Consider the following 20,997-nt stretch of genomic DNA (forward strand, 5'->3'; position numbering starts at 1 on the left):
GGGAGCTTAGGGGTAACTCGAAGGTTTGAACTGAAGCCCCAGTAAACGGCGGCCGTAACTATAACGGTCCTAAGGTAGCGAAATTCCTTGTCGGGTAAGTTCCGACCTGCACGAATGGTGTAACGATCTGGGCACTGTCTCAACCATGAGTTCGGTGAAATTGTAGTAGCGGTGAAGATGCCGCTTACCCGCCACGGGACGGAAAGACCCCGTGCACCTTTACTACAGCTTAACGCTGAATGCCGGTCAGGCATGTGTAGGATAGGCGGGAGATTGCGAAGCGGTGTCGCCAGGCATCGTGGAATCAACCTTGAAATACCGCCCTTGGCTGACTGGCGTTCTAACTGGAGACAGGACCGCGTTTGGTGGGTAGTTTGACTGGGGTGGTCACCTCCGAAAGGGTAACGGAGGTTTCCCAAGGTTTGCTCATGCCGGACGGTAATCGGCAGGGGAGTGCAATAGCAGAAGCAAGCTTGACAGTGAGGCCCACAAGCCGATCTGGTGCGAAAGCAGGGTATAGTGATCCGGTGGTTCCGCATGGAAGGGCCATCGCTCAAAGGATAAAAGGTACGCCGGGGATAACAGGCTGATCTCCCCCAAGAGCTCACATCGACGGGGAGGTTTGGCACCTCGATGTCGGCTCGTCACATCCTGGGGCTGGAGAAGGTTCCAAGGGTTCGGCTGTTCGCCGATTAAAGTGGCACGCGAGCTGGGTTCAGAACGTCGTGAGACAGTTCGGTCCCTATCTGTGGTGGGCGTGGGAATACTGACGGGATCTGTCCTTAGTACGAGAGGACCGGGATGGACTCACCGCTGGCGAATCGGTTGTTTGGCCGCAGGCACGGCCGAGTAGCTACGTGGGGAACAGATAAGCGCTGAAAGCATCTAAGTGCGAAACTGGCCTGAAGATGAGTGTTCCGGTATAAAGGGGTGTTGTAGACGACAACGTTGATAGGCGGCAGGTGTAGGCATGGAGACATGTTGAGCCGAGCCGTACTAATGTCCCCGGACGCGTGTTATGGTGTTTACTTGAAGAGATTGTTCTATTGGTGATTGGTTGGTGGGGTTGGTGACAGACGAAATCAGGGTCTCTCTCTGTGGGGAAAAAGACATACCGATATTGATACGTAAGCCGAAAGGCTGGTGTCTGAAGAGTCACTCAGGTTGGTGCTGGTAAGGCGGGTGTTCACCTCTTCCATCTCGAACAGAGCCGTTAAGCCCCGTACTGCCGATGGTACTGCTGTCACAAGCGGGAGAGTAGGAAGGTGCCACCTGACTGAAATTAAGAAGAGAGCCTGTTCATAAGACAGGCTCTTTTTGTTGTTGGTTATAAGAGCATCATGCTTATCGTTACTAAAAGGAATCAGTAATGTATTCTAGGCGAATTCAACTTCCTGTAAAGAAGATAAGGTTATTTTAGCCAAAAGCTGCTCTTCTAACAACTCGGCCCAGGCTATCATATAAGCTACAACATCTTCGCGCATATTATGTCTCAGATAGCGTTTTTCGACTGGAAAACGACTTAGTACCTGACGATCATCCAAGCGCTCAAGGTGTTTTAAATCCTCTAGAAGCAAACCTGCGCTTAACATTTCATTGATAAGAAGATCAATAGGCATCTGACTGGTTGAACAATAGTCTTCGGCTTGTTCATTCCAATCACCATGTCGTTGCATGGCATACTGGTGAATTTGACCTTTGCTAAGATTTGTGAGCTCTTGGGCTAGATTACCACAATTACAGCCGCCCATATGACCCCATTGATATGGAGCACCATTTTTTAGGCTTTGGGCCGTTTTGCGGAGCGCATTGATTAATTCGGGAGTTGGACGTGCCATAGCCGTGAAGGATTTACTGGCGAAACAGACCGTTTTATTAATTTGTTCGGCTAAAAGCTAAAAAGCCCGTCTCGTGAGACGGGCCTTAGACTAGCGGACTAATTCCATTAAGTCTTTATCATTTACTTCCTTACGAATGTCTGCCATATCCAGGAAGCGCGTATAAATTCCATCGAGGGTTGGCTTGTCATAACGGAAGCCTAACAATTCGAGTCGGTGTTTTAAGGCGTGGCGGCCGCTACGAGCGGTCAGAACGATCGAAGATTTTGGAACACCAACATCATGTGGATTCATGATCTCATAGTTCTCAGAATGCTTTAAAAAACCGTCCTGGTGAATTCCTGACGAGTGAGCAAACGCATTTCGACCCACAATGGCTTTGTTTGCCTGAACAGGCATGCGCATCATTTGAGACACTAAATTGCTTAACGGGAACAAGCGTGTCGAATCGACATTCGTATATAAGCCTAATTCCTTCTTCACCTTAATGGCCATTACGACCTCTTCGAGCGATGTATTACCTGCCCGCTCACCAATGCCGTTCATGGTTACTTCTACCTGACGTGCGCCATTCATGACACCTGCAAGCGTATTTGCTGTCGCCAGACCTAAATCGTTATGACAGTGAATTGAAATCGTAGCTTTATGAACATTCGATACGTGTTCATAGATGTACGCAATTTTCCGACCATACTCGTCGGGTAGGCAATAGCCGGTTGTATCTGGAATATTAACGACCGTGGCTCCAGCATTAATAACGGCTTCTGTTAATTGGGCCAGAAATGCCAGATCCGCACGACCAGCATCTTCGGCATAAAACTCTACATCTTCAACGTAGGTTTTTGCATGCTTAACAGCCGCAATGGCTTGCTCAAGAATTTTCTCCCGCGTGCTACCGAATTTATTCCGAATGTGAATATCCGATGAGCCAATTCCCGTGTGAATACGGCCTCGTTTAGCCCATTTGAGCGCTTCACCTGCTGCATCGATATCGCCTTTTACGGCCCGGCTAAGTGCACAGATCGTTGGCTCTGTAACGGCTTTCGAGATTTCGACAACGGAACGGAAATCACCGGGACTTGAGATAGGGAAGCCTGCTTCAATAATATCGACACCCAATAGTTCCAGTTCTTTGGCAACCACAATTTTTTCCTCTGTGGTCAACTGGCAGCCTGGCACTTGTTCGCCATCGCGTAAAGTGGTATCGAAAATATAAACTCGTTGGCTCATGGTCCGATATATATTGAAAACGTAAAAATTTATTGGTCTATGAAAAAGGCCCTTTCCTGTTGAGAAAGGGCCTTTAAGTATGGCATATCCTTCTCTCCGTTCTATAAAACGTTTAGGTTTTGCAGTCGGTTAGTAAGGGAAATAGGCATAATTTTATTTGCGAAATTTCGCTGTTCGCGTAAATACGCTACAAAAATAACCATTTTGAAAAAGAGTGCAAGGGAATACACAAATTTTTTCAACTGATGATCAGTAGGTAATTATGCATTCAGACGTTGCAGAATTTGCTCGCCCATCGCATCGGTGCCAAGAATTTTATCGGCTGGCGTAGTGCTATTAGCAATGTCACGCGTGCGGAAACCAGCTTTTAAGATAGCATCTACTGCGTCGATAACCGTCTGCGCTTCTGCTTTGAGACCAAATGAAATATCCAGTAATAGAGCTACGCACAAAACTGATGCTAATGGATTGGCTACGCCTTTACCTGTAATATCGTGTGCCGAGCCATGAATAGGTTCATAAACCCCTGTGCTGTCGCCAACCGAAGCCGAAGCCAACATGCCCATTGAACCCGCAATCTGACTGGCTTCATCGGTTAGGATATCACCAAAGAGATTACCTGTTACGACCACATCATAGCGTTTAGGGTCTTTGATCAATAACATGGCCATGGCATCGACAAACTGATGCTCAACGGTAACGTCTGGATACTCAGGTGCCAGGGATTGAACGACTTCTCTCCACAAACGGCTGCTTTCAAGTACGTTTGCTTTATCGACAGAACATAGTTTCTTGCTACGTGTACGAGCCGCTTCGAATGCCTTCCGAACAATACGCTCTACTTCATATTTGCTGTAGATCATAGTGTCGTAAGCTGTATTGCCTTCATCAATCCGTTCACGTTTACCGAAGTAAACATCACCTGTTAATTCCCGGAAGAACAGAATATCAGCTCCGCGAAGAATCTCAGGCTTGATACTCGATGCGTCGAGGAGTTCGTCGAAGAGTTTGATTGGGCGCAGGTTGGCGTACAAGCCAAGTTCTTTACGCATTTGCAATAAGCCTTGCTCAGGACGGACTTTTGCCGATGGATCGTTGTCGTATTTAGGATGACCTACAGCGCCAAATAAAATGGCATCGGCCTCCTTCATTTTAGCTAAAGTTTCGGCTGGTAGGGGGGAACCTGTGGCTTCAATGGCGACGTGACCAATTAGGGCTTCATCGTACGAAAATTCATGCCCGAATTTCTGAGCAATAACTTCTAAAACCTGTTTGCCAACGGCGGTTACTTCGGCTCCAATGCCATCGCCTGGCACCACTAGAATGTGTTTTTTCATTTTTTTCAACTGAAAGAAAAAGCGCATCTGTGCTCAATCTTTCTTTAGGGAACTTATAGCTAAATGGAATTAAACAAAAAGAATTTTAAATGCTTGTAAGCTACTTTGGACGAACAGCTTCGGCAATAACATTTTTGCCAATAACCTGGCCCACGGTTAACACATCAAATACACGACTTACTGGAAATATGGCCCGGTCGTAAAGAATAACGGATTCTTTAGTAATCCGACCGTCTTTTCCCAACCACTTATAGAGTAACGAGATAAAGTAACCTGCGAAATCATAATACCGGCAGTCGGTAACCCGAAAGCCAGCATCTTCCAGAATCTGACGAACCAGTTTTTTATCGTAGCGACGATAATGACCAACGTGCTCATCCATATTACTGAAAATTTCCTGGCGAGCGGGTACAAATACCTTAATTCGACCGCCTGGCTTGAGTTTCGTAAATAACTCTTTTACGATTTCGCCGTGATGCTCGATGTGCTCCAGTACGTTGATTGTATAAATTAAATCATACTTTTTCGTTAGTTGACTGATGTCGGTAAAAACGGGTTGTTTGATTAGAGGCAGAAGATCAGGATCAATTTCGGCAGCATCGACGCTTCCTAATGGAAATCGATTGGCATACTCGCCATTTCCGGCTCCAAAATCTAAGATAGCCTCACCAGGGCGAATATCACTAGATACCCACTTGTATAGACCGCTGTTGTAATTGACAGCATGGCTCATAATTGCCAAATTGTCTGATCCGTTATACTCTACTTTCTCTGCCGTTTGTTTTGCCTGGCTCATAAAGGACAAATTAAATCTAATCTCGTTTTAGCCTTTGTTAACTAGAGCACTAAGTTATTAAACGAATTGTCATTTTTAATCCAGCGTATTCAGCATTTTTTGAGTGGCTTTAATTGCCGATACAGTTTGGTCAGAATCAAGGCCCCTGGTTTTGAATTCACGGTTCTTGTGCTTCCAGGTAATAATCGTTTCGCAAAGGGCGTCCGTCCTTCCACCGGTTGGAATTCGTACGGCGTAATCGGTCAACTCAGGCAGGGTTAGCTTTTTCTTACTGTAAATCTTCTTGAGCGCATTCATAAACGCATCGTACTGACCATCACCCTGCGCATTCTCTTCAAATAGCTCTGTATCAATCCGTACCCGTAACGTAGCCGATGGCTTGAGATCTTTCGAATGCGTCAACACATAATTAAGAACTTCAACCCGAGAAGCTATTGCATTGGTATTCAGGATATCGGAGATGATATACGGCAAATCTTCACGCGTGACCGCTTCTTTCTGGTCGCCTAGCTCAATAACCCGTTGAGTCACTTTCTTGAGATCACCTTCAGACAGCAGGATGCCTAATTCGCGGAGGTTGTTCTCAATGTTCGCTTTCCCCGACATCTTCCCGAGTGCATAGCTGCGTTTGCGACCAAATCGCTCAGGGAGCAAGGCGTTGAAATACAGATTGTTTTTCTTGTCGCCGTCAGCATGAATGCCTGCTGTTTGGGTAAACACATTGTCGCCAACGACGGGCTTATTGTCGGGAATCCGAAGGCCTGAGAACGTCTCAACAATCTTGCTAACCTGATACAGAGATTTTTCAACGACGCCCATTTTTACCTCAGGCATGAAATCGCGCAGGACAGCTATGGCGCTGGCCATTGGCGCATTTCCAGCCCGTTCGCCCAAACCGTTCACTGTCAGGTGTATACCGTGTGCACCCGCCCGAATTGCCTCCATCACGTTAGCAATGCTGAGGTCATAATCGTTGTGAGCGTGGAAATCGAAATGCAGATTTGGATAACGGTTTACTAGCTGACTGATAAACGAGTACGACTCGGATGGAGTCATCACCCCAAGCGTATCGGGCAGCAACACCCGACGAATAGGTTGCGTTTGAAGAAAATCCAGGTACTGGAGCACGTAATCAGGCGAGTTACGCATGCCATTGCTCCAATCTTCCAGATACACATTGACCTGTAAACCCGATTGTTGCGCCTGGAGAATAACTTGCTGAATATCGGCGAAATGTTCCTCCGGGGTCTTCTTGAGCTGGTGGGTCAGGTGATTGAGCGAGCCTTTTGTGAGCAGATTCATCACCTTTGCTCCTGACGCCTGCATCCAGTCGAGCGAGGCTTGTCCATCGACAAAGGTTAGTACCTCTACTTTATCGAGCAGACCAGCTTGGGAAGCCCAGGCGGTAATCTGCTGTACGGCTTCCAATTCCCCCGCCGACACGCGTGCCGAAGCAACTTCAACGCGGTCTACTTTAACTTCGGTGAGCAGTAATTGGGCTAGCGCTAATTTCTCGGACGCAGAAAACGACACTCCGCTGGTTTGTTCACCATCGCGAAGCGTCGTGTCCATGATTTCAATATAACGACGTTTCATATGTAATGGTAGAATGAGTGAATGATAGAATGATTGAATAGGCTGTCGCAACCTTTTCTATTCAATCATTCTATCATTCACTCATTCAAAACTAGAAGGGTCTCGCGTCGGCGAAGGCTTCGATTTCACTTTTCATCGAGAGGAGATAGTCGATGTCATCGTAGCCGTTGGTGAGGTTATGCTTTTTGTATTCGTTGATGGCGAAGCTTTCGCTTTCGCCCGTAGCCAATAGCGTAATCGTTTGGGCTGGAAGATTTACTTCCAATTCTGTCTTTGGATCGGCTTCGATGGCTGCAAAGATTTTTTCCAGAAACTCAGGGCTGACCCGTACTGGCAGAATACCAACGTTAATGGAGTTGTTCTGGAAAATATCGGCGAAGAAGCTCGATACGACGCAACGGAAACCATAGTCATAAATAGCCCAGGCTGCGTGTTCACGGCTCGATCCGCTACCAAAGTTTTTACCACCGACCAGGATTTTTCCTGAATAAGTCGGATCGTTTAGGACGAAATCGGCTTTAGGCGTATTGTCGTTGTTGTAGCGCCAATCGCGGAAAAGGTTGTCGCCGAATCCTTTGCGTTCGGTAGCTTTCAGGAATCGGGCAGGGATAATTTGGTCAGTGTCGACGTTCTCAATCGGCATGGGAACGGCACTGCTCCGGAGTATAGTGAATTTGTCGTAAGCCATTTTGGATAATGAATAATGTGTAATGAATAATGATCGAGTAATGTGAAACTTGGTTTCAATAAGAGAAGCCATCAGTTTACATTGTCCATTTTACATTATTCATTATCAATTAAAATTCTTGGATCAGTAACTACACCAGTTACGGCGGCAGCGGCAGCTACCAGTGGGCTAGCCAACAAGGTGCGTGCACCGGGTCCCTGACGACCTTCGAAATTGCGGTTTGACGTTGACACGGCGTATTTACCAGCCGGAACTTTGTCTTCGTTCATGGCCAAACAAGCCGAACAACCGGGCTGACGTAGTTCGAAACCAGCCTGGGTCAGAATATCCAGAATACCTTCGTCTTTGATTTGTTTCTCCACCACATGCGATCCCGGTACCAACCAGGCCGTAATGTTATCCGCTTTCTGACGTCCCTTCACGATGGAGGCAAACGCCCGGAAATCTTCAATCCGACCATTCGTGCAACTGCCGAGGAATACAAAATCGACGGGTTTGCCAATCATGGATTCGTTTTCGGCGAAGCCCATGTATTGCAGCGATTTTTTGTAGCTCGCTGAGCCGTCTTTCACGTCTTCGGCTGCTGGAATCTGGTGCGTTACACCCGTTCCTAATCCTGGATTTGTACCATAGGTGATTTGTGGCTCAATGTCGGCTGCATCGAACGTAAGGTCAAGATCGAACGTAGCACCTTCGTCGGTTTTGAGCGTTTCCCAATAAGGAACCAGTTTGTCCCACTGTTCGCCTTTGGGTGATAGTTCGCGGCCTTTCAGGTAATCGAGCGTGGTTTGGTCGGGGGCAATCATACCACCCCGAGCGCCCATTTCGATGGTCATGTTACAAACCGTCATCCGGCCTTCCATCGTCATGTTCTCGAACACTTCACCAGCGTACTCGACAAAATAACCGGTAGCACCGCTGGCGGTCGTTTGCGAAATGATGTAAAGAATTACATCTTTCGGTAATACGCCTTTGCCCGTTTTACCATTGACCGTAATCCGCATTTTCTTTGGCTTGGGCTGCATGATACACTGCGTTGCCAGCACCATTTCAACTTCCGAAGTACCAATACCAAAGGCAATCGCTCCAAAAGCACCGTGCGTTGAGGTGTGTGAATCACCACAAACGATGGTCATACCCGGTAGTGTGATGCCGTTTTCGGGACCTACTACGTGTACAATACCGTTTTTGATGTGCCCAAGACCCCAGTGAGAGATGTTGTATTTAGCCGCATTCCGCTCCAGGGCCGCTAACTGATTCGCCGACATTGGATCGGCTACGGGCAAATGCTGGTTCAGCGTTGGCGTGTTGTGATCGGCGGTAGCGAATGTGCGGCCCGAAAACAATACCGGTGCACCACGCCCTTCGAGGCCCAGAAAAGCCACCGGGCTAGTTACTTCGTGAATAAAATGACGGTCGATGAACAACACATCGGGACCATCTTTAACCTGCCGGATGACGTGCGCATCCCATACTTTATCGAACAGGGTTTTTGGGGTACTCATAGTGGTTAGTAGGTAACTGTTCTCTGTAGTTGACTCTCTTTCCTCCGGTGTCGCCATGCGGAGAAACGTGATTACAAAGTTGCAGAATCTTATTCAATCCCGTATCCCGTCATTCGTCCAGTAAATAGCGATTTTAGTTCAGGAGGTTAAATTGGGTGTAAAACCGTATTTATCTATAAGGACAAGTAAAAGGAGGCTCTTGCTACGCGTGGTTAGAGTTGAAGTTGGCCTGTCAGGTGGCCTCAAAGCCATCTTTTAGGGCTGCTTCGAGTATATCAACGTTTATATCTTTCAGCGTTTTGAACTTGATGCAATAGCCAGTCACGCTCGCCTTTCCAAGCTTTTCACCATACGTTTTGGCTAAGTATGTCTTATCCTTAATACCAAGGATGTACACCGAGATTCCGGTCGTGTTTGCACTCAACCCAATTTGATAAAACTCCCGGGTTGTGCCATCAGCATAGTTTATGGTGTAAAATCCATAGCCTATGTTCGGGTTAGAAACCGTTTTACCATCGCTGTTTTTTCCATTGATGAACCATAATTTAGAAGCTGGTGACGCTTGAAGTATGCGCCGGTGCAACTCTTGCAGATCGCTCTGTTTGGGCTCAGGCTGGCTAGTAATATAATTGTTGATTTGCTCTTCTATGTTCATAGCCAAGTGCGAGGTGTTTTTATTTATAGCGATAACGCAACGAGTTCTCCAGGGTGACCGATGGCCCCAACGGCTACAACGATATACTGCTTGCCATTGATCGAATACGTCATAGGTAGACCGGCCTGATTGGCGGGCAATTCGATCTCCGAAATGATTTTCCCAGTTTGTTTGTCGTACGATCTGAATTTGTTTCCGCCACCGCCATCTGAACCATACAAGCCTGCCCCTTCGCCAGCAAATAACAGGGTTTTCGTCACCAGCATGCCAACCCGATCAGGCAATCCAGTTCTGGGAATTTTAATGCCCTTTAAGGCTGGAACATCTTTGACCCAGCTAGGCGTATCAGCATTCGGTACCATCCATTTGTGATCGCCGGTATTCAGATCAATAGCTGTGATTCGTCCGTAGGGAGGTTTTACTAACGGCAAACCATAGGGGCCAATTCGGGCATTACCCATATAGGCTACGTAATCCATATCCGATATATTAGGTGCCGACTCCAAACTCATAGGCCGAATAACCGTACTGGACGAAACATACAGAATTCCGGTTTCGGGGTCCAGAACGCCACCCTGCCAATTAGCACCACCCACGGCGTCGGGAAGCATTAGCGTTCCTAAATTATTGGGTGGATTGTAGGTACTGATAGGTGTATAAAGCGGCCCTTTTTTATAGCGGCTGACAATCTTTAAGGCTGCCTTTTTGATTTCAGGTGTAAAGTCCACCAGAATATCATCTGAATACCCCTGTCGGTCGAAAGCGGCAGGTTTTGTTGGGAAAGGTTGCGTAGGTGATGTCCACTCGCCTTTCACATCACTTTGGGGAACAGGACGCTCCTCGATTGGCCAAACGGGCTTCCCGGTAACGCGATCAAAAACAAAAGCAAACGCCTGTTTGGTAACCTGAACAACTGCTTTTATGGCCTTTCCATCTATAGTAATATTTGCCAGGATAGGGGGAGCTGGCAAATCATAGTCCCAGATGTCGTGGTGGATCAACTGGTAATGCCATACTCGTTTGCCCGTTTTAGCATCTAAACAAACCAGACTTTGCGAAAACAGATTGCTTCCTGGTCGATGGCCACCGTAAAAATCGCCGGTTGCGGCCTCTAAGGGTAGATAAACGTAGCCTAATTCGGGATCTGCTGTTAGGGGTGCCCAGGCTCCAGCGTTGCCCGTATAGGTCCAACTTTCCTTTTCCCAAGTTTCATTTCCGACCTCGCCCTGCTGCGGTATGGTGTGGAAAATCCATAATTTCTTTCCGGTTTTTACATCATATCCCATAATATCTCCCCGAACTTGCTTTTTAGAAACAGGCGCTAAGCCCACGGGAAAAGACGCTCCCATGATGATAACGTCGTTGACAATAATGGGGGGAGATGTGGAGCCAATCGTTGCGGTAATTGGATCAATTTTCTGGTCTAAGCCTTTCTTCAAATCTACCACCCCGCTATCGCCAAAATCAGGGATTAAATGCCCTGTCTTAGCATCCAAAGCAACCAATTGAAAACTTGGCGTAATGTAAATGATCCGATCTTTCCCTATTGAAGGCGATGCCCAGTAGGCTACTCCTCGACCAGAATTCTGGCGGGGTACATAGGTTTTTCGCTCTTTTTCGTCGAATCGAAACGTCCAGAGTGTTTCCCCGTTTTCGGCATCTATGGCGGCTACTGTTCTGCTCAAGCCGGCAGTGGTATATAAGATACCATTCACCATCAAGGGTGTCGATTTAAAATAAAACTCTGGACTGGCTCCGAAGTTGTCGGTTTTCCAGCGCCAGGCGATTTTCAGATTTTTGGCATTTTCTTTATTGATCTGCTCTAAAGAAGAGTAATTCGAGCTGGCGCAGTCGCCCCTGTGCTGTCGCCAGTCGGCTTCAATCGTGGTTGGTTTTGCGTTGTAGGCAGCGGGCTTAAACTGCATACTTACCCGCGAAGAAGGCGTGCCCAAAGAAATAGCGGCCAATACTTCCTTTTTCGACGACAAGGCCACATCGCCGTTGGGAAACCCGTTGGCATTCAGAATAAACGCCAATAGGGACGAATAAGCCGTATTATCCAGCGAGTGGGGATTGGTTTTGGGCATGGTCGATTTGGTCAAATCAAACAATTGCCCCACCGATTTACCGGCCCACTTAGTTATGAAACGATCCCCAATCAGCGCTGTGCCACCTTCCGTTCCTCGTAAATCCCGACCATGACAGGCCGCGCAATGTGTAGCAAATAGAATTGCCCCTGTTTCAACCTGCTTTTTGGTGAAAACCCCCGAATTAGCAGTTAATCCTACTTTTTTTGCTGAATGCTGTTGCGCTTTCAGACATGAGCAGAAAAGTAGATTGAAGACTACTGTACAAACGAGTAGGGAGCGATTTTTCATTTAACAGAAGTCAGGAGATGTCAGTCCAGTTAAAAGCAGGTTTGATAACGTAAATACCATAGTGCGTAACTTTAATATGGAAGCAGCTTAACCGTCTTATTTCTTTGAAATTGAACCGCTTTTCTGTCATTCCTCCTGGCGTCGGAATGACAGAATCTAGGGTCTATCTACGGTATGACTACTCCCGTGGCCAAATGTTATCGGTAGGATTGGCATCCGGGAAACGGCCATGCGGATCAAACGTTATCTTTTTGATCTTGCGTTCGCCAAAATTCATGATGGCATTAAACGTACGGTTGCCATCAAACCAAACGGAGGCAGGCCAGGTAACTTCGGCGGTAGTGGCATCGATCATTTTGGCGTTAGGCATCGTTTTAATGGCAGGGCCTGCTGCGTCAAACTCAACCTTCAACACAATCGGCGACGGCATCTGACCTGCCTCATGAACAGTTACCGTAGTCTGGCCATTTGCCGTTTTTACTCCCTGAATCGATCCTTCAACAGTCTCCGTTGTCCATAGCCAGTAGTACCAGAACCACTCGAGATTCTGTCCTAATTCATTGTTCATGAAGAAGATGTAATCCCAGGGCGACGGATGTTTGAACGCCCACGTTGCTGTATATTTTTTCATGGCGTTTAGCACTGCCTGATCGCCTACAATGCCACCCAGCATGGAAAGCATCAACGGCGCTTTGCCATAAGTTTGAAACCGATAGCCACTACCAGCATCGTTTGCGCTCCACATCATGGGTGCTTCGTTTTCGTCGCCACTCATCCGGCCATAGCTCTGGCCCAGACCATCCAGATTATAGGGTTTCCGGTCTCGGTCGGCAGCCGAGAGGATATTCATGTACTGATTGAAGCCTTCATCCATCCAGCCGTAACGTGTTTCATTCGTACCCAGCATCATAGGCCACCACTCGTGCCCAGTTTCATGATCGGCAGCACCCTGATTCGAGTTAATGACCATCGGATACTCCATACCCGCGCTTGGGCCATCCTGCAAGGTCAATTGAGGAAATGGATAAGGTGCCCAAAGTGCGGAATAAAACTCGAGCGCATGTCGTGTAATCGTACCCGCTTTTTCAAAGAGTTTGGCTCGTTCGGGGAGGTAAACCATATGAATGGGAATAGCGCCTTTGCCGGGAATGGTGGCGCGGGTTGCCTTCCAGATAAAGTTTTCGGCGGTTGCCCAGGCAAAATCATTGACCTTGTCTGCCACAAAATGCCAGGTGAGCTTGTCGCCCGGAGCCGTTGATTGGCCAGGCCCTTTTTCGGTTTCACCCACAATGACTACTTCATCGTTGGAGTTGAGAACGGTGGAAAGCCGCTGCCGTGCCGTTGCTGTCAACACCTCGTTTTGGTTTTGAAGGACGCCTGTACCACTGACAATCCATCCGCCGGGTACAGTTATGGACACATCGAATTTGCCGAAGTTATTGTAGAATTCTGAAGGACCGAGGTAAGGGCTTGTCTCCCAACCACGCAGATCATCATATTTTCCCAGGCGCGGGTACCATTGTGTGGGTTGAAAGAGCTTACTATCAAACCGTTGCGTCATTCGGTGACCTCGCCCATTTGGACCGCCTGGTAGCTTGGTGTGCCATTCGATTTCCAGTTCAGCCGTTGTTCCTGCTTTGACCGGATCAACCAGATTGATAGTGGCTATCGTTTGCGTAAGGCCGGATATAGTCATTTTGGTAGTGGGTGCTGTACTCCGACCAAATGGCGACGGAGTGGGAGCTGCGGCTGTAAGATCCACTGACTGCCCCGCTACTTTCAGGCTAGTTAAAACCATGCCATCGGTTGCTTCGGCTGGCACAGACGCCCCGCGCTGGGCTTCCGGCCGAAACAAGTTATGATCAAGGCGCAGAACAATCGTTTTCAGGTCGTACTGGCTATTGTTATGCATGCTGATTTTTTCTGATCCAGTAATTACTTGTGTTGCCGGATCAAGGCTTGCCTTTATAGTATAGTCAGCCTCTAACTGCCAGTAATTGGGTCCCGGTTTGCCAGAGAAATCACGCGTGCCAGCCTTGAATGCGTTTTGGATGGAGTTTGTTATCGGAACATCGAGCCGAACTGAACGCTTCGACGTCTCGACTGTTTTCCGGATTGGTGAACTCGTCTGTTGGGCTGAGACAACTGTGCTGCCTATCAGCAGTGTAAGGAAGGTAATTCGTGTAATCATAGTTGGTGAAATGTTAAATCGTTATTGGCTGGATAGCAACGGTTAATCTTTCTGGCCGCCTTTGAAAATCCAGGAAACGCCGTATTTATCGGTGAATTGCCCATAGCTTCCAAATGGCATATTATTTAGCTCAATGAACGTTCTGGTATCTTGGTCAGCTCCGGCTGCCAGTTTGTCGAACACCGTTTTTACTTCATCATATGTTTCACCGACGACATATATGCTAAATGTGTTTCCCGGTTTTGGCTCAAGTTTAGGGGAAGCCATCCAGTCGGTAGCTGAGAAATCGATGGCCCCACTTTTCAGTTGGGCATTGATAATCCGGTCATGTTTTTCGGGTGGAAACTGGGCTTTCATGGGCGTATCACCGAGTTTAATCAGTGTCAAGTCTCCGCCAAGACACGTTTGGTAAAAGGTCATTGCCTCAGCGCAATTTCCATCGAATAAAAGAAAGGGGGTACAGTGTAGCATAGCTGTATGATTAGTTACCGCGTTTGGGTGTAAAACCGTACTGTTGCTTATAGGCTTTAATAAAATGGGACACGCTTTCATACCCAATTTCCATACTGACTTCCGACACGTTTTTATTCGTGTTTCGGAGTAGAAAGTGGGCATGTTCAAGCCGTTTTAATCGTATCCAATGACCGGGCGACGTATGAAAGTGTTCTTCAAATTCGCGTTTAAATCCCGATAGGCTTCGTCCTGATAATCTGGCCAATTCGCTCATCGATAGTGGCTTAAGCGAATAGGCGTTCATCAAATAATCGAGGTCGATTTTCTGGCCTTGGTAAATATGCCACAAGATAGCGCGTAGCTGGCCTAGCGTATCGAGTTCGAGAAGATGAAGTAATAGCTCCTGAAACTTAAGCCGTAAGAGGTCGTTCAGAAAGGGAGTTTTAGAACCGAAATAAGGTAGCAGTGAATCAATAAACGTGGCAAACGTGGGCGATGACGAGAAGGATAAAATCAGATCCGTAGGGAGCGAAGTTGATGCCGATTGAAACAGTGACAGGTGCTGATTAACAAACTCTTTCAGCATTTTCTCATTCACAAAAAACACCAGACTTCGGTAGCTGTTGTCGATCGACTCGTTCATGGAGTAACACCCCCGCTGAAAAAATAGAATGTCGCCTTTTCGTACGTGTAATTCCTGCGTAGGCGAACTGAACTTCTTCTCGCCTTCGAGCACTACAATAACGGCATGTTCCTCAAAAAATACCTCGTTCCGTTCAGGATAGACGTCGCTTCGATACGCCACGAACTTCATCTCTGAAGCGTCGGGTCGCCGGATATTCAGTGATTCAAACTGATTGGCTTGTATGGAGGAGGGGACGCGGAGCATGAAGGTTTGTTGATTAAGCTTTCGCCAAAATCTCACCTTCAACGTAATCTCTCAGATACGTTGGGTCAAAATCATAACCATTGGGCCAATAGATACCACTTCCCCGTTCATACAAATGAACTTGTTTGAAATAATCAAAGTCAGCCAAAGGCTTCGTAATTGGGTTATCTTTAATATACGGCTTAAAATCAATTAACTTTTCTAGGCCGTCGGTGAAGCGAAAACGAATGTAGTAGTTCTCTAATACTTCAAAATTTTCAATTTCTGCCATAGTCTTCGATCAGTTTAAAGGATCAATTGGCAATAAGTCTTCTGGTTTACGTGCTTTTTCCCAGTTATTTACTAATTCCTCCCGATGCTCAATTGCCCATTCGGTTACTAACGCTCTGGCACGCTTAGGAAGCTTACCTTCTATGTATTCTAACGTTTGAATATTAATTAACGCTTCATCATTGCCATAGATAGCATGAAAATGAGGTGGATTATGGTCGTTGTAAAACATCCGGATAATAATCCCATAAAAGCGGCTAATCTCGGGCATATGTATGATAAGTTACACCAAAAACTGAAACAAATCAGGCTGGTCGTTCAGGTACTCGAACACGATATTTTGTGCCTGCATTCGCTGAATGAGCGGCTCGAAGTCTTCACGATGTTTTAGCTCGATCCCTACGACAGCAGGGCCGGTTTCCCGATTCGTTTTCTTGGCATACTCAAAACGGCTGATATCGTCATTGGGGCCAAGTACGTTCAGAAAGTCGCGGAAGGCTCCGGCACGTTGTGGGAAACGAATAATGAAGTAGTGTTTTAATCCTTCATACAACAAAGACCGCTCCTTGATTTCTTCTGTACGGGTAATGTCGTTATTGCCGCCACTAACCAGACAAACAACGTTTTTGCCTTTGATTTCGTCCTTCATCATGTCCAAGGCGGCAATCGTTAAGGCGCCCGCAGGCTCGGCTACAATAGCGTCTTCGTCGTACAGCTTTAGTATCGTTGTGCAGACTTTTCCTTCGGGTACCAGCAAAACGCGATCAAGGTTTTTGCGACAGATTTCGAAGGTCATATCGCCCGGACGTTTTACGGCAGCTCCATCGACAAACTTATCAATCTTGTCGAGCGCTACAACGTGGCCTTCGTCTATGGAAACTTTCATAGATGGCGAACCAAGAGGTTCTACACCAATGAGTTTAGTCTTGGGGCTTAGCTGCTTAAATACTGTTGAAACGCCCGATGCCAAGCCACCTCCGCCGATGGCCATGAGCAGGTAATCGATTTTGCCTGTAGCGTCCCGAAGAATCTCCAGACCAACGGTGCCTTGCCCTTCCATCACCAGCACATCATCGAAAGGGTGCACAAACGTACTGTCGTGGGTATTGACGTAATCCATTGCCGCATTGTAGGCATCGTCATAGGTATCGCCTATCAGCTGAACATCGACGAACTCCTTGCCAAACATGCGTACCTGTTTCACCTTTTGGTTCGGTGTGGTTGTCGGCATGAAAATGGTGCCATGTACCGCCATCTTCCGGCAGGCATAGGCTAACCCTTGTGCGTGGTTTCCAGCACTGGCGCACACGACTCCTTTGGCCAGCGCTTCGGCCGAGAGGCTGGCCATTTTATTATAAGCGCCCCGAATTTTGTAGGAGCGTACGACCTGCAAATCTTCGCGTTTTAGAAAAATGTTAGCCCCGTATCGATCCGACAGGTTAAGGTTTTCCTGTAACGGCGTATGGGCAGCAACGCCCTGAAGCCGCTCGGCAGCTAGATATATATTGTCAAGATCAGGTGTAAAACCTATTTTTTCGGAATCGACCACGGCTAACGGAAGTGTTTACACAAACATACAAAAAGTCAACGGGTGATGGGCGGAGATTCGAGGCCAGCGGATTAGATATTGGCCATAAACGAACTATCGGGTAGTAGCTGGCCTGATGGCTGCTCTCTACCCGATAGGTATAATAATTGTCAGTTCTGACTAGCTACGTTCTGGGCGCAGTGACCGAACAGCTTTACCAGCCTGCCACATTTCAGACTCACGTAGTTCAGCCAATTCAACTTCAAGTTTTTCGCGGTAATCGCTTTGCGAATTGCGAGTGATGCTGATTTCAGCTTGCTCCTGCGATTTTACCGAGTTGTATAGTTTCTCGAATACGGGCTTGGTAGCATCGTGGAAAGGCTTCCACCAATCCAGCGCACCACGCTGAGCGGTTGTCGAACAGTTAGCGTACATCCAATCCATACCGTTTTCAGCAACCAATGGCATCAGCGATTGGGTTAATTCTTCAACCGTTTCGTTGAACGCTTCGGATGGGCTGTGACCATTTTCACGTAAAACTTCATACTGAGCAGCGAAAATACCCTGGATAGCACCCATCAGCGTACCACGCTCACCCGTTAAGTCAGACGTTACTTCTTTGTAGAAATCGGTTTCGAACAGGTAACCTGAACCAACACCGATACCCATAGCAATCGCTTTGGTACGTGCGTTGCCGCTGGCATCCTGATAAACAGCGAAAGACGAGTTCAATCCTTTACCTTCTACGAACAGACGACGGAGCGATGTACCTGAACCTTTAGGAGCAACCAGGAATACATCAACATCGGCAGGAGGAACAATACCGGTTTTCTCTTTATACGTTACACCGAAACCGTGTGAGAAATACAGCGATTTGCCGGGTTTGAGGGCTGCTTTTACAGTTGGCCAGAGTTCAATCTGAGCAGCATCAGAAAGCAGGAAGCAGATGATGGTACCTTTTTCGAGCGCTTCTTCGATTTCGAACAATGTTTCGCCTGGAACCCAGCCGTCAGCAACTGCTTTGTCATAGGTTTTGCCTTTGCGTTGGCCAACGATAACGTTGAAACCATTGTCGCGCATGTTCAGCGACTGACCAGGGCCTTGAACACCATAACCGATTACGGCGATTACTTCATTCGCCAGTACTTCACGTGCTTTTTCTAACGGAAACTCTTCCCGTGTTACAACTTGCTCTTCAACTCCTCCGAAATTAATCGTTGCCATGTTTAATTGATTTTTGTACTCGTATTTAGGGTTACTAATTGGTTACGCAAATTTGCTTTTTATTTTTGCCATTCCGACGATAGGCCGAATGGCAAAAAATAAAACTACATGTAAGACTCCCATTCGGCTTCGGGCAAGTACTCGACCAGACCCTTTTCGGTCTTGCCAACAGCTACGCGCCCAGAGCGAACAAATTCAAGAATCTCGTATTGTTTGAGGTAAGCAAAAACCTCAAAAATCTCAGTGTCATTCCCTGTCTTCTCAATCACCACATAGTCCAGTCCCCAGTAAACCACCCAGGCTTTATACTGCTTGTTAATTGTTTCAACGTCCAGCGACTTCGTGCCGAGCGATGTTGAAATCTTGAACAGGGCGATTTCATTATACACAATCTCATCGTTGAGGTAGCCAAATACCGCCAGTACTTCTACGATTTTCCGAATTTGCCGGACTAGCTTTTCAACTTCTTCCCGCGATTCATGTTTAATTACAATCGTAAAGCGCGATATACCCTTCCGTTCGGTTTCTGATACGGTTAAGCTCTCGATATTGATGCGTCGTCGCGTGAAAATGATCGTGATGCGATTGAGCAACCCGATGGTGTTTTCCGTGAATATGCAAATGGTGTATGTCGTCATAAGGCTATTTCAATCTGATTTGCGCTACACTAGCACCAGCCGGTACCATTGGGAATACGTTCTCTTCCTTTTCAACGATTACCTCAAGCAGGAACGGGCCATCATGATTCAGCATCGTATCGAGTGCATCGGATAGGTTATCGCGCTCTGTACAGGTTTGCCCGGCCATTCCGAAACCTTTGGCAATCGTAATAAAATCGGGGTTTTGTAATTCCACGAATGAATACCGACGCTCATGAAACAATTGTTGCCACTGACGCACCATGCCCAAAAAGTTGTTATTCAGGATGATGGCTTTAACGGGCTGCTTGTTCTGAACGATAGTACCCAGTTCCTGCAAGGTCATCTGGAAGCAACCATCCCCTATGATGGCTACTACCTGTCGGTCGGGAGCACCTACCTGCGCGCCAAAAGCGGCTGGCAAGGCAAAGCCCATGGTACCCATACCGCCAGACGTCACTAAACTGTTGGGACGACGGAATTGGTAATAGCGAGATGCCATCATCTGGTGTTGACCTACATCGGTTACCAGAATCGACTCACCTTTGGTTTTGGTCGAAAGCATGTCGATAACCTCAGCCATTCTGATTTTACCGTTGGTATTGGTTAATTCAGGAACCGTGATGGTTTCGTTCTCAACGGCATCGTATTTCCGGAACTCATTCCGCCAAACTGTGTGGTCGTTTGGTTTTACGAGCGGAAGCAGTGCATTTAATGCCGCTTTCGCATCGCCAACCACAGGTACATCGGCCCGGATGATCTTGTCAATTTCGGCAGGATCAATTTCAATGTGAACAACCTTAGCTTGCTTGATGTATTTGCTGGCATCGCCCGTAACCCGGTCGTCGAAGCGCATACCAATCGCGATAATTACATCGGCATGGTCGGTCATTACGTTCGGGCCGTAGTTGCCGTGCATGCCCAGCCAGCCAACATAAAGTGGGTGATTGGTTGGAATCGTGGATTGACCTAACAGCGTTGTAGCTATAGGAATGCCTGTTTTTTCGGCAAATGCTTTTAGCTCATCTTCTGCTTTAGCAATCTGTACACCGTGACCAACTAGTATGTAAGGTCGTTTGGCTGCGTTAATTAATTGAGCAGCCGCTTCGACTTGTTCCTGCTTGGGTACTAAACGAGGCCTATAGCTGATAAGCGTCTGGCACTTTTCGTACACGAAGTCTTTGGTCATCAACTCCAACTGTGCACTTTTCGTGATATCGATCAAAACCGGACCTGGGCGACCTGACTGGGCGATATAGAATGCCTTTGAAATAATCTCAGGTACTTCGTTCGCATCTGTAATCTGGTAGTTCCACTTGGTAATAGGCATCGTTACACCCATTACATCGGCTTCCTGAAAGGCATCGGTTCCTAGCAGTTTTTTGGCAACCTGTCCTACGATACAAACAAGTGGAGTCGAGTCAATAAGGGCATCCGCAATGGCCGTAACCAAATTGGTGGCTCCTGGACCTGATGTGACCAAACAAACGCCAGCCCGACCCGTTACACGGGCATAGCCTTCGGCAGCATGACCAGCTCCCTGCTCGTGACGTACCAGGATGTGATTAAGTTGATCCTGATAGTCATAAAGGGCATCGTAGACGGGCATTATGGCTCCACCAGGGTAGCCAAAAATGGTTTCTACACCTTCGGCTAACAGGGCTTTCATCAGAGCATGTGAGCCGTTGATGTAGGTAGGGGCCGGTTTGGTTTCGATAACTTCCGGCATGACGTTGGCAATTGCTTCCATTACGCTTGGTCCGTTTAAGGTTGTATTCAGT

18 protein-coding genes and 2 rRNA genes (1 of these 20 cut by a window edge) are annotated in these 20,997 nt (G+C 47.3%); 2 read left to right on the plus strand and 18 right to left on the minus strand.

Going from position 1 to position 20,997, the window contains the following annotated elements; translation table 11 throughout:
* A 23S ribosomal RNA gene (locus H3H32_RS33300) occupies positions 1–1,021 on the plus strand; it begins 1,808 nt to the left of the window's first position.
* A gap of 142 nt (positions 1,022–1,163) precedes the next feature.
* A 5S ribosomal RNA gene (gene rrf, locus H3H32_RS33305) occupies positions 1,164–1,274 on the plus strand.
* 102 nt (positions 1,275–1,376) lie between these two features.
* Here the strand turns inward: rrf and H3H32_RS33310 are convergent.
* The 18 genes from H3H32_RS33310 to ilvB all read right to left on the minus strand — a co-directional run bounded on the left by H3H32_RS33310 (position 1,377) and on the right by ilvB (position 20,966).
* Positions 1,377–1,838 carry a hypothetical protein gene (locus H3H32_RS33310; protein ID WP_182460020.1) on the minus strand — a complete coding sequence of 154 codons (462 nt, stop codon included), beginning with the start codon at positions 1,836–1,838 and terminating at the stop codon, positions 1,377–1,379.
* Positions 1,839–1,928: 90 nt separating this feature from the next.
* Positions 1,929–3,068, minus strand: coding sequence for a 2-isopropylmalate synthase (locus H3H32_RS33315; RefSeq protein WP_182460021.1), 1,140 nt, complete (start codon positions 3,066–3,068; stop codon positions 1,929–1,931).
* Positions 3,069–3,328: 260 nt separating this feature from the next.
* Positions 3,329–4,405, minus strand: a complete 1,077-nt coding sequence (leuB, locus tag H3H32_RS33320) for a 3-isopropylmalate dehydrogenase (protein WP_182460022.1) — start codon at positions 4,403–4,405, stop codon at positions 3,329–3,331.
* 100 nt (positions 4,406–4,505) lie between these two features.
* The gene (locus H3H32_RS33325) at positions 4,506–5,201 is read right to left on the minus strand and encodes a class I SAM-dependent methyltransferase (protein ID WP_182460023.1); all 696 of its coding nucleotides are present in this window, start codon (positions 5,199–5,201) and stop codon (positions 4,506–4,508) included.
* A gap of 75 nt (positions 5,202–5,276) precedes the next feature.
* Positions 5,277–6,797, minus strand: a complete 1,521-nt coding sequence (locus H3H32_RS33330) for a hydroxymethylglutaryl-CoA lyase-like TIM-barrel protein (protein ID WP_182460024.1) — start codon at positions 6,795–6,797, stop codon at positions 5,277–5,279.
* Between the two features lie 91 nt (positions 6,798–6,888).
* Positions 6,889–7,485 (minus strand): 3-isopropylmalate dehydratase small subunit, encoded by a 597-nt coding sequence (gene leuD / locus H3H32_RS33335; RefSeq protein WP_182460025.1) that lies wholly within the window; start codon positions 7,483–7,485, stop codon positions 6,889–6,891.
* 95 nt (positions 7,486–7,580) lie between these two features.
* The gene (leuC, locus tag H3H32_RS33340) at positions 7,581–8,990 is read right to left on the minus strand and encodes a 3-isopropylmalate dehydratase large subunit (protein WP_182460026.1); all 1,410 of its coding nucleotides are present in this window, start codon (positions 8,988–8,990) and stop codon (positions 7,581–7,583) included.
* A gap of 232 nt (positions 8,991–9,222) precedes the next feature.
* Positions 9,223–9,645 carry a DUF1801 domain-containing protein gene (locus H3H32_RS33345; RefSeq protein WP_182460027.1) on the minus strand — a complete coding sequence of 141 codons (423 nt, stop codon included), beginning with the start codon at positions 9,643–9,645 and terminating at the stop codon, positions 9,223–9,225.
* A 23-nt stretch (positions 9,646–9,668) separates the two neighbouring features.
* Positions 9,669–12,023 carry an outer membrane protein assembly factor BamB family protein gene (locus tag H3H32_RS33350; RefSeq protein ID WP_182460028.1) on the minus strand — a complete coding sequence of 785 codons (2,355 nt, stop codon included), beginning with the start codon at positions 12,021–12,023 and terminating at the stop codon, positions 9,669–9,671.
* Positions 12,024–12,201: 178 nt separating this feature from the next.
* On the minus strand, positions 12,202–14,214 hold the full coding sequence (locus H3H32_RS33355; protein ID WP_182460029.1) for a M1 family metallopeptidase: 2,013 nt from the start codon (positions 14,212–14,214) through the stop codon (positions 12,202–12,204).
* Positions 14,215–14,256: 42 nt separating this feature from the next.
* Positions 14,257–14,685, minus strand: coding sequence for a VOC family protein (locus H3H32_RS33360; RefSeq protein WP_182460030.1), 429 nt, complete (start codon positions 14,683–14,685; stop codon positions 14,257–14,259).
* 10 nt (positions 14,686–14,695) lie between these two features.
* Complete coding sequence (locus H3H32_RS33365) at positions 14,696–15,556, minus strand: helix-turn-helix transcriptional regulator (protein ID WP_182460031.1); 861 nt, start codon at positions 15,554–15,556, stop codon at positions 14,696–14,698.
* A gap of 13 nt (positions 15,557–15,569) precedes the next feature.
* Positions 15,570–15,827, minus strand: a complete 258-nt coding sequence (locus H3H32_RS33370; RefSeq protein ID WP_182460032.1) for a DUF2442 domain-containing protein — start codon at positions 15,825–15,827, stop codon at positions 15,570–15,572.
* Positions 15,828–15,836: 9 nt separating this feature from the next.
* Positions 15,837–16,097: a DUF4160 domain-containing protein gene (locus H3H32_RS33375; RefSeq protein ID WP_182460033.1), complete on the minus strand. Its 261-nt coding sequence runs from the start codon at positions 16,095–16,097 to the stop codon at positions 15,837–15,839.
* A gap of 12 nt (positions 16,098–16,109) precedes the next feature.
* Positions 16,110–17,375: a threonine ammonia-lyase gene (gene ilvA / locus H3H32_RS33380; protein ID WP_182460034.1), complete on the minus strand. Its 1,266-nt coding sequence runs from the start codon at positions 17,373–17,375 to the stop codon at positions 16,110–16,112.
* 159 nt (positions 17,376–17,534) lie between these two features.
* A complete protein-coding gene (ilvC, locus tag H3H32_RS33385; protein ID WP_182460035.1) occupies positions 17,535–18,578 on the minus strand; it encodes a ketol-acid reductoisomerase in 1,044 nt (347 codons plus the stop codon).
* Positions 18,579–18,682: 104 nt separating this feature from the next.
* Complete coding sequence (gene ilvN / locus H3H32_RS33390; RefSeq protein WP_182460036.1) at positions 18,683–19,216, minus strand: acetolactate synthase small subunit; 534 nt, start codon at positions 19,214–19,216, stop codon at positions 18,683–18,685.
* 4 nt (positions 19,217–19,220) lie between these two features.
* Positions 19,221–20,966, minus strand: coding sequence for a biosynthetic-type acetolactate synthase large subunit (ilvB, locus tag H3H32_RS33395; protein WP_182460037.1), 1,746 nt, complete (start codon positions 20,964–20,966; stop codon positions 19,221–19,223).
* Positions 20,967–20,997 lie beyond the last annotated feature (31 nt).

Source organism: Spirosoma foliorum, from assembly GCF_014117325.1.
GTDB lineage: Bacteria > Bacteroidota > Bacteroidia > Cytophagales > Spirosomataceae > Spirosoma > Spirosoma foliorum.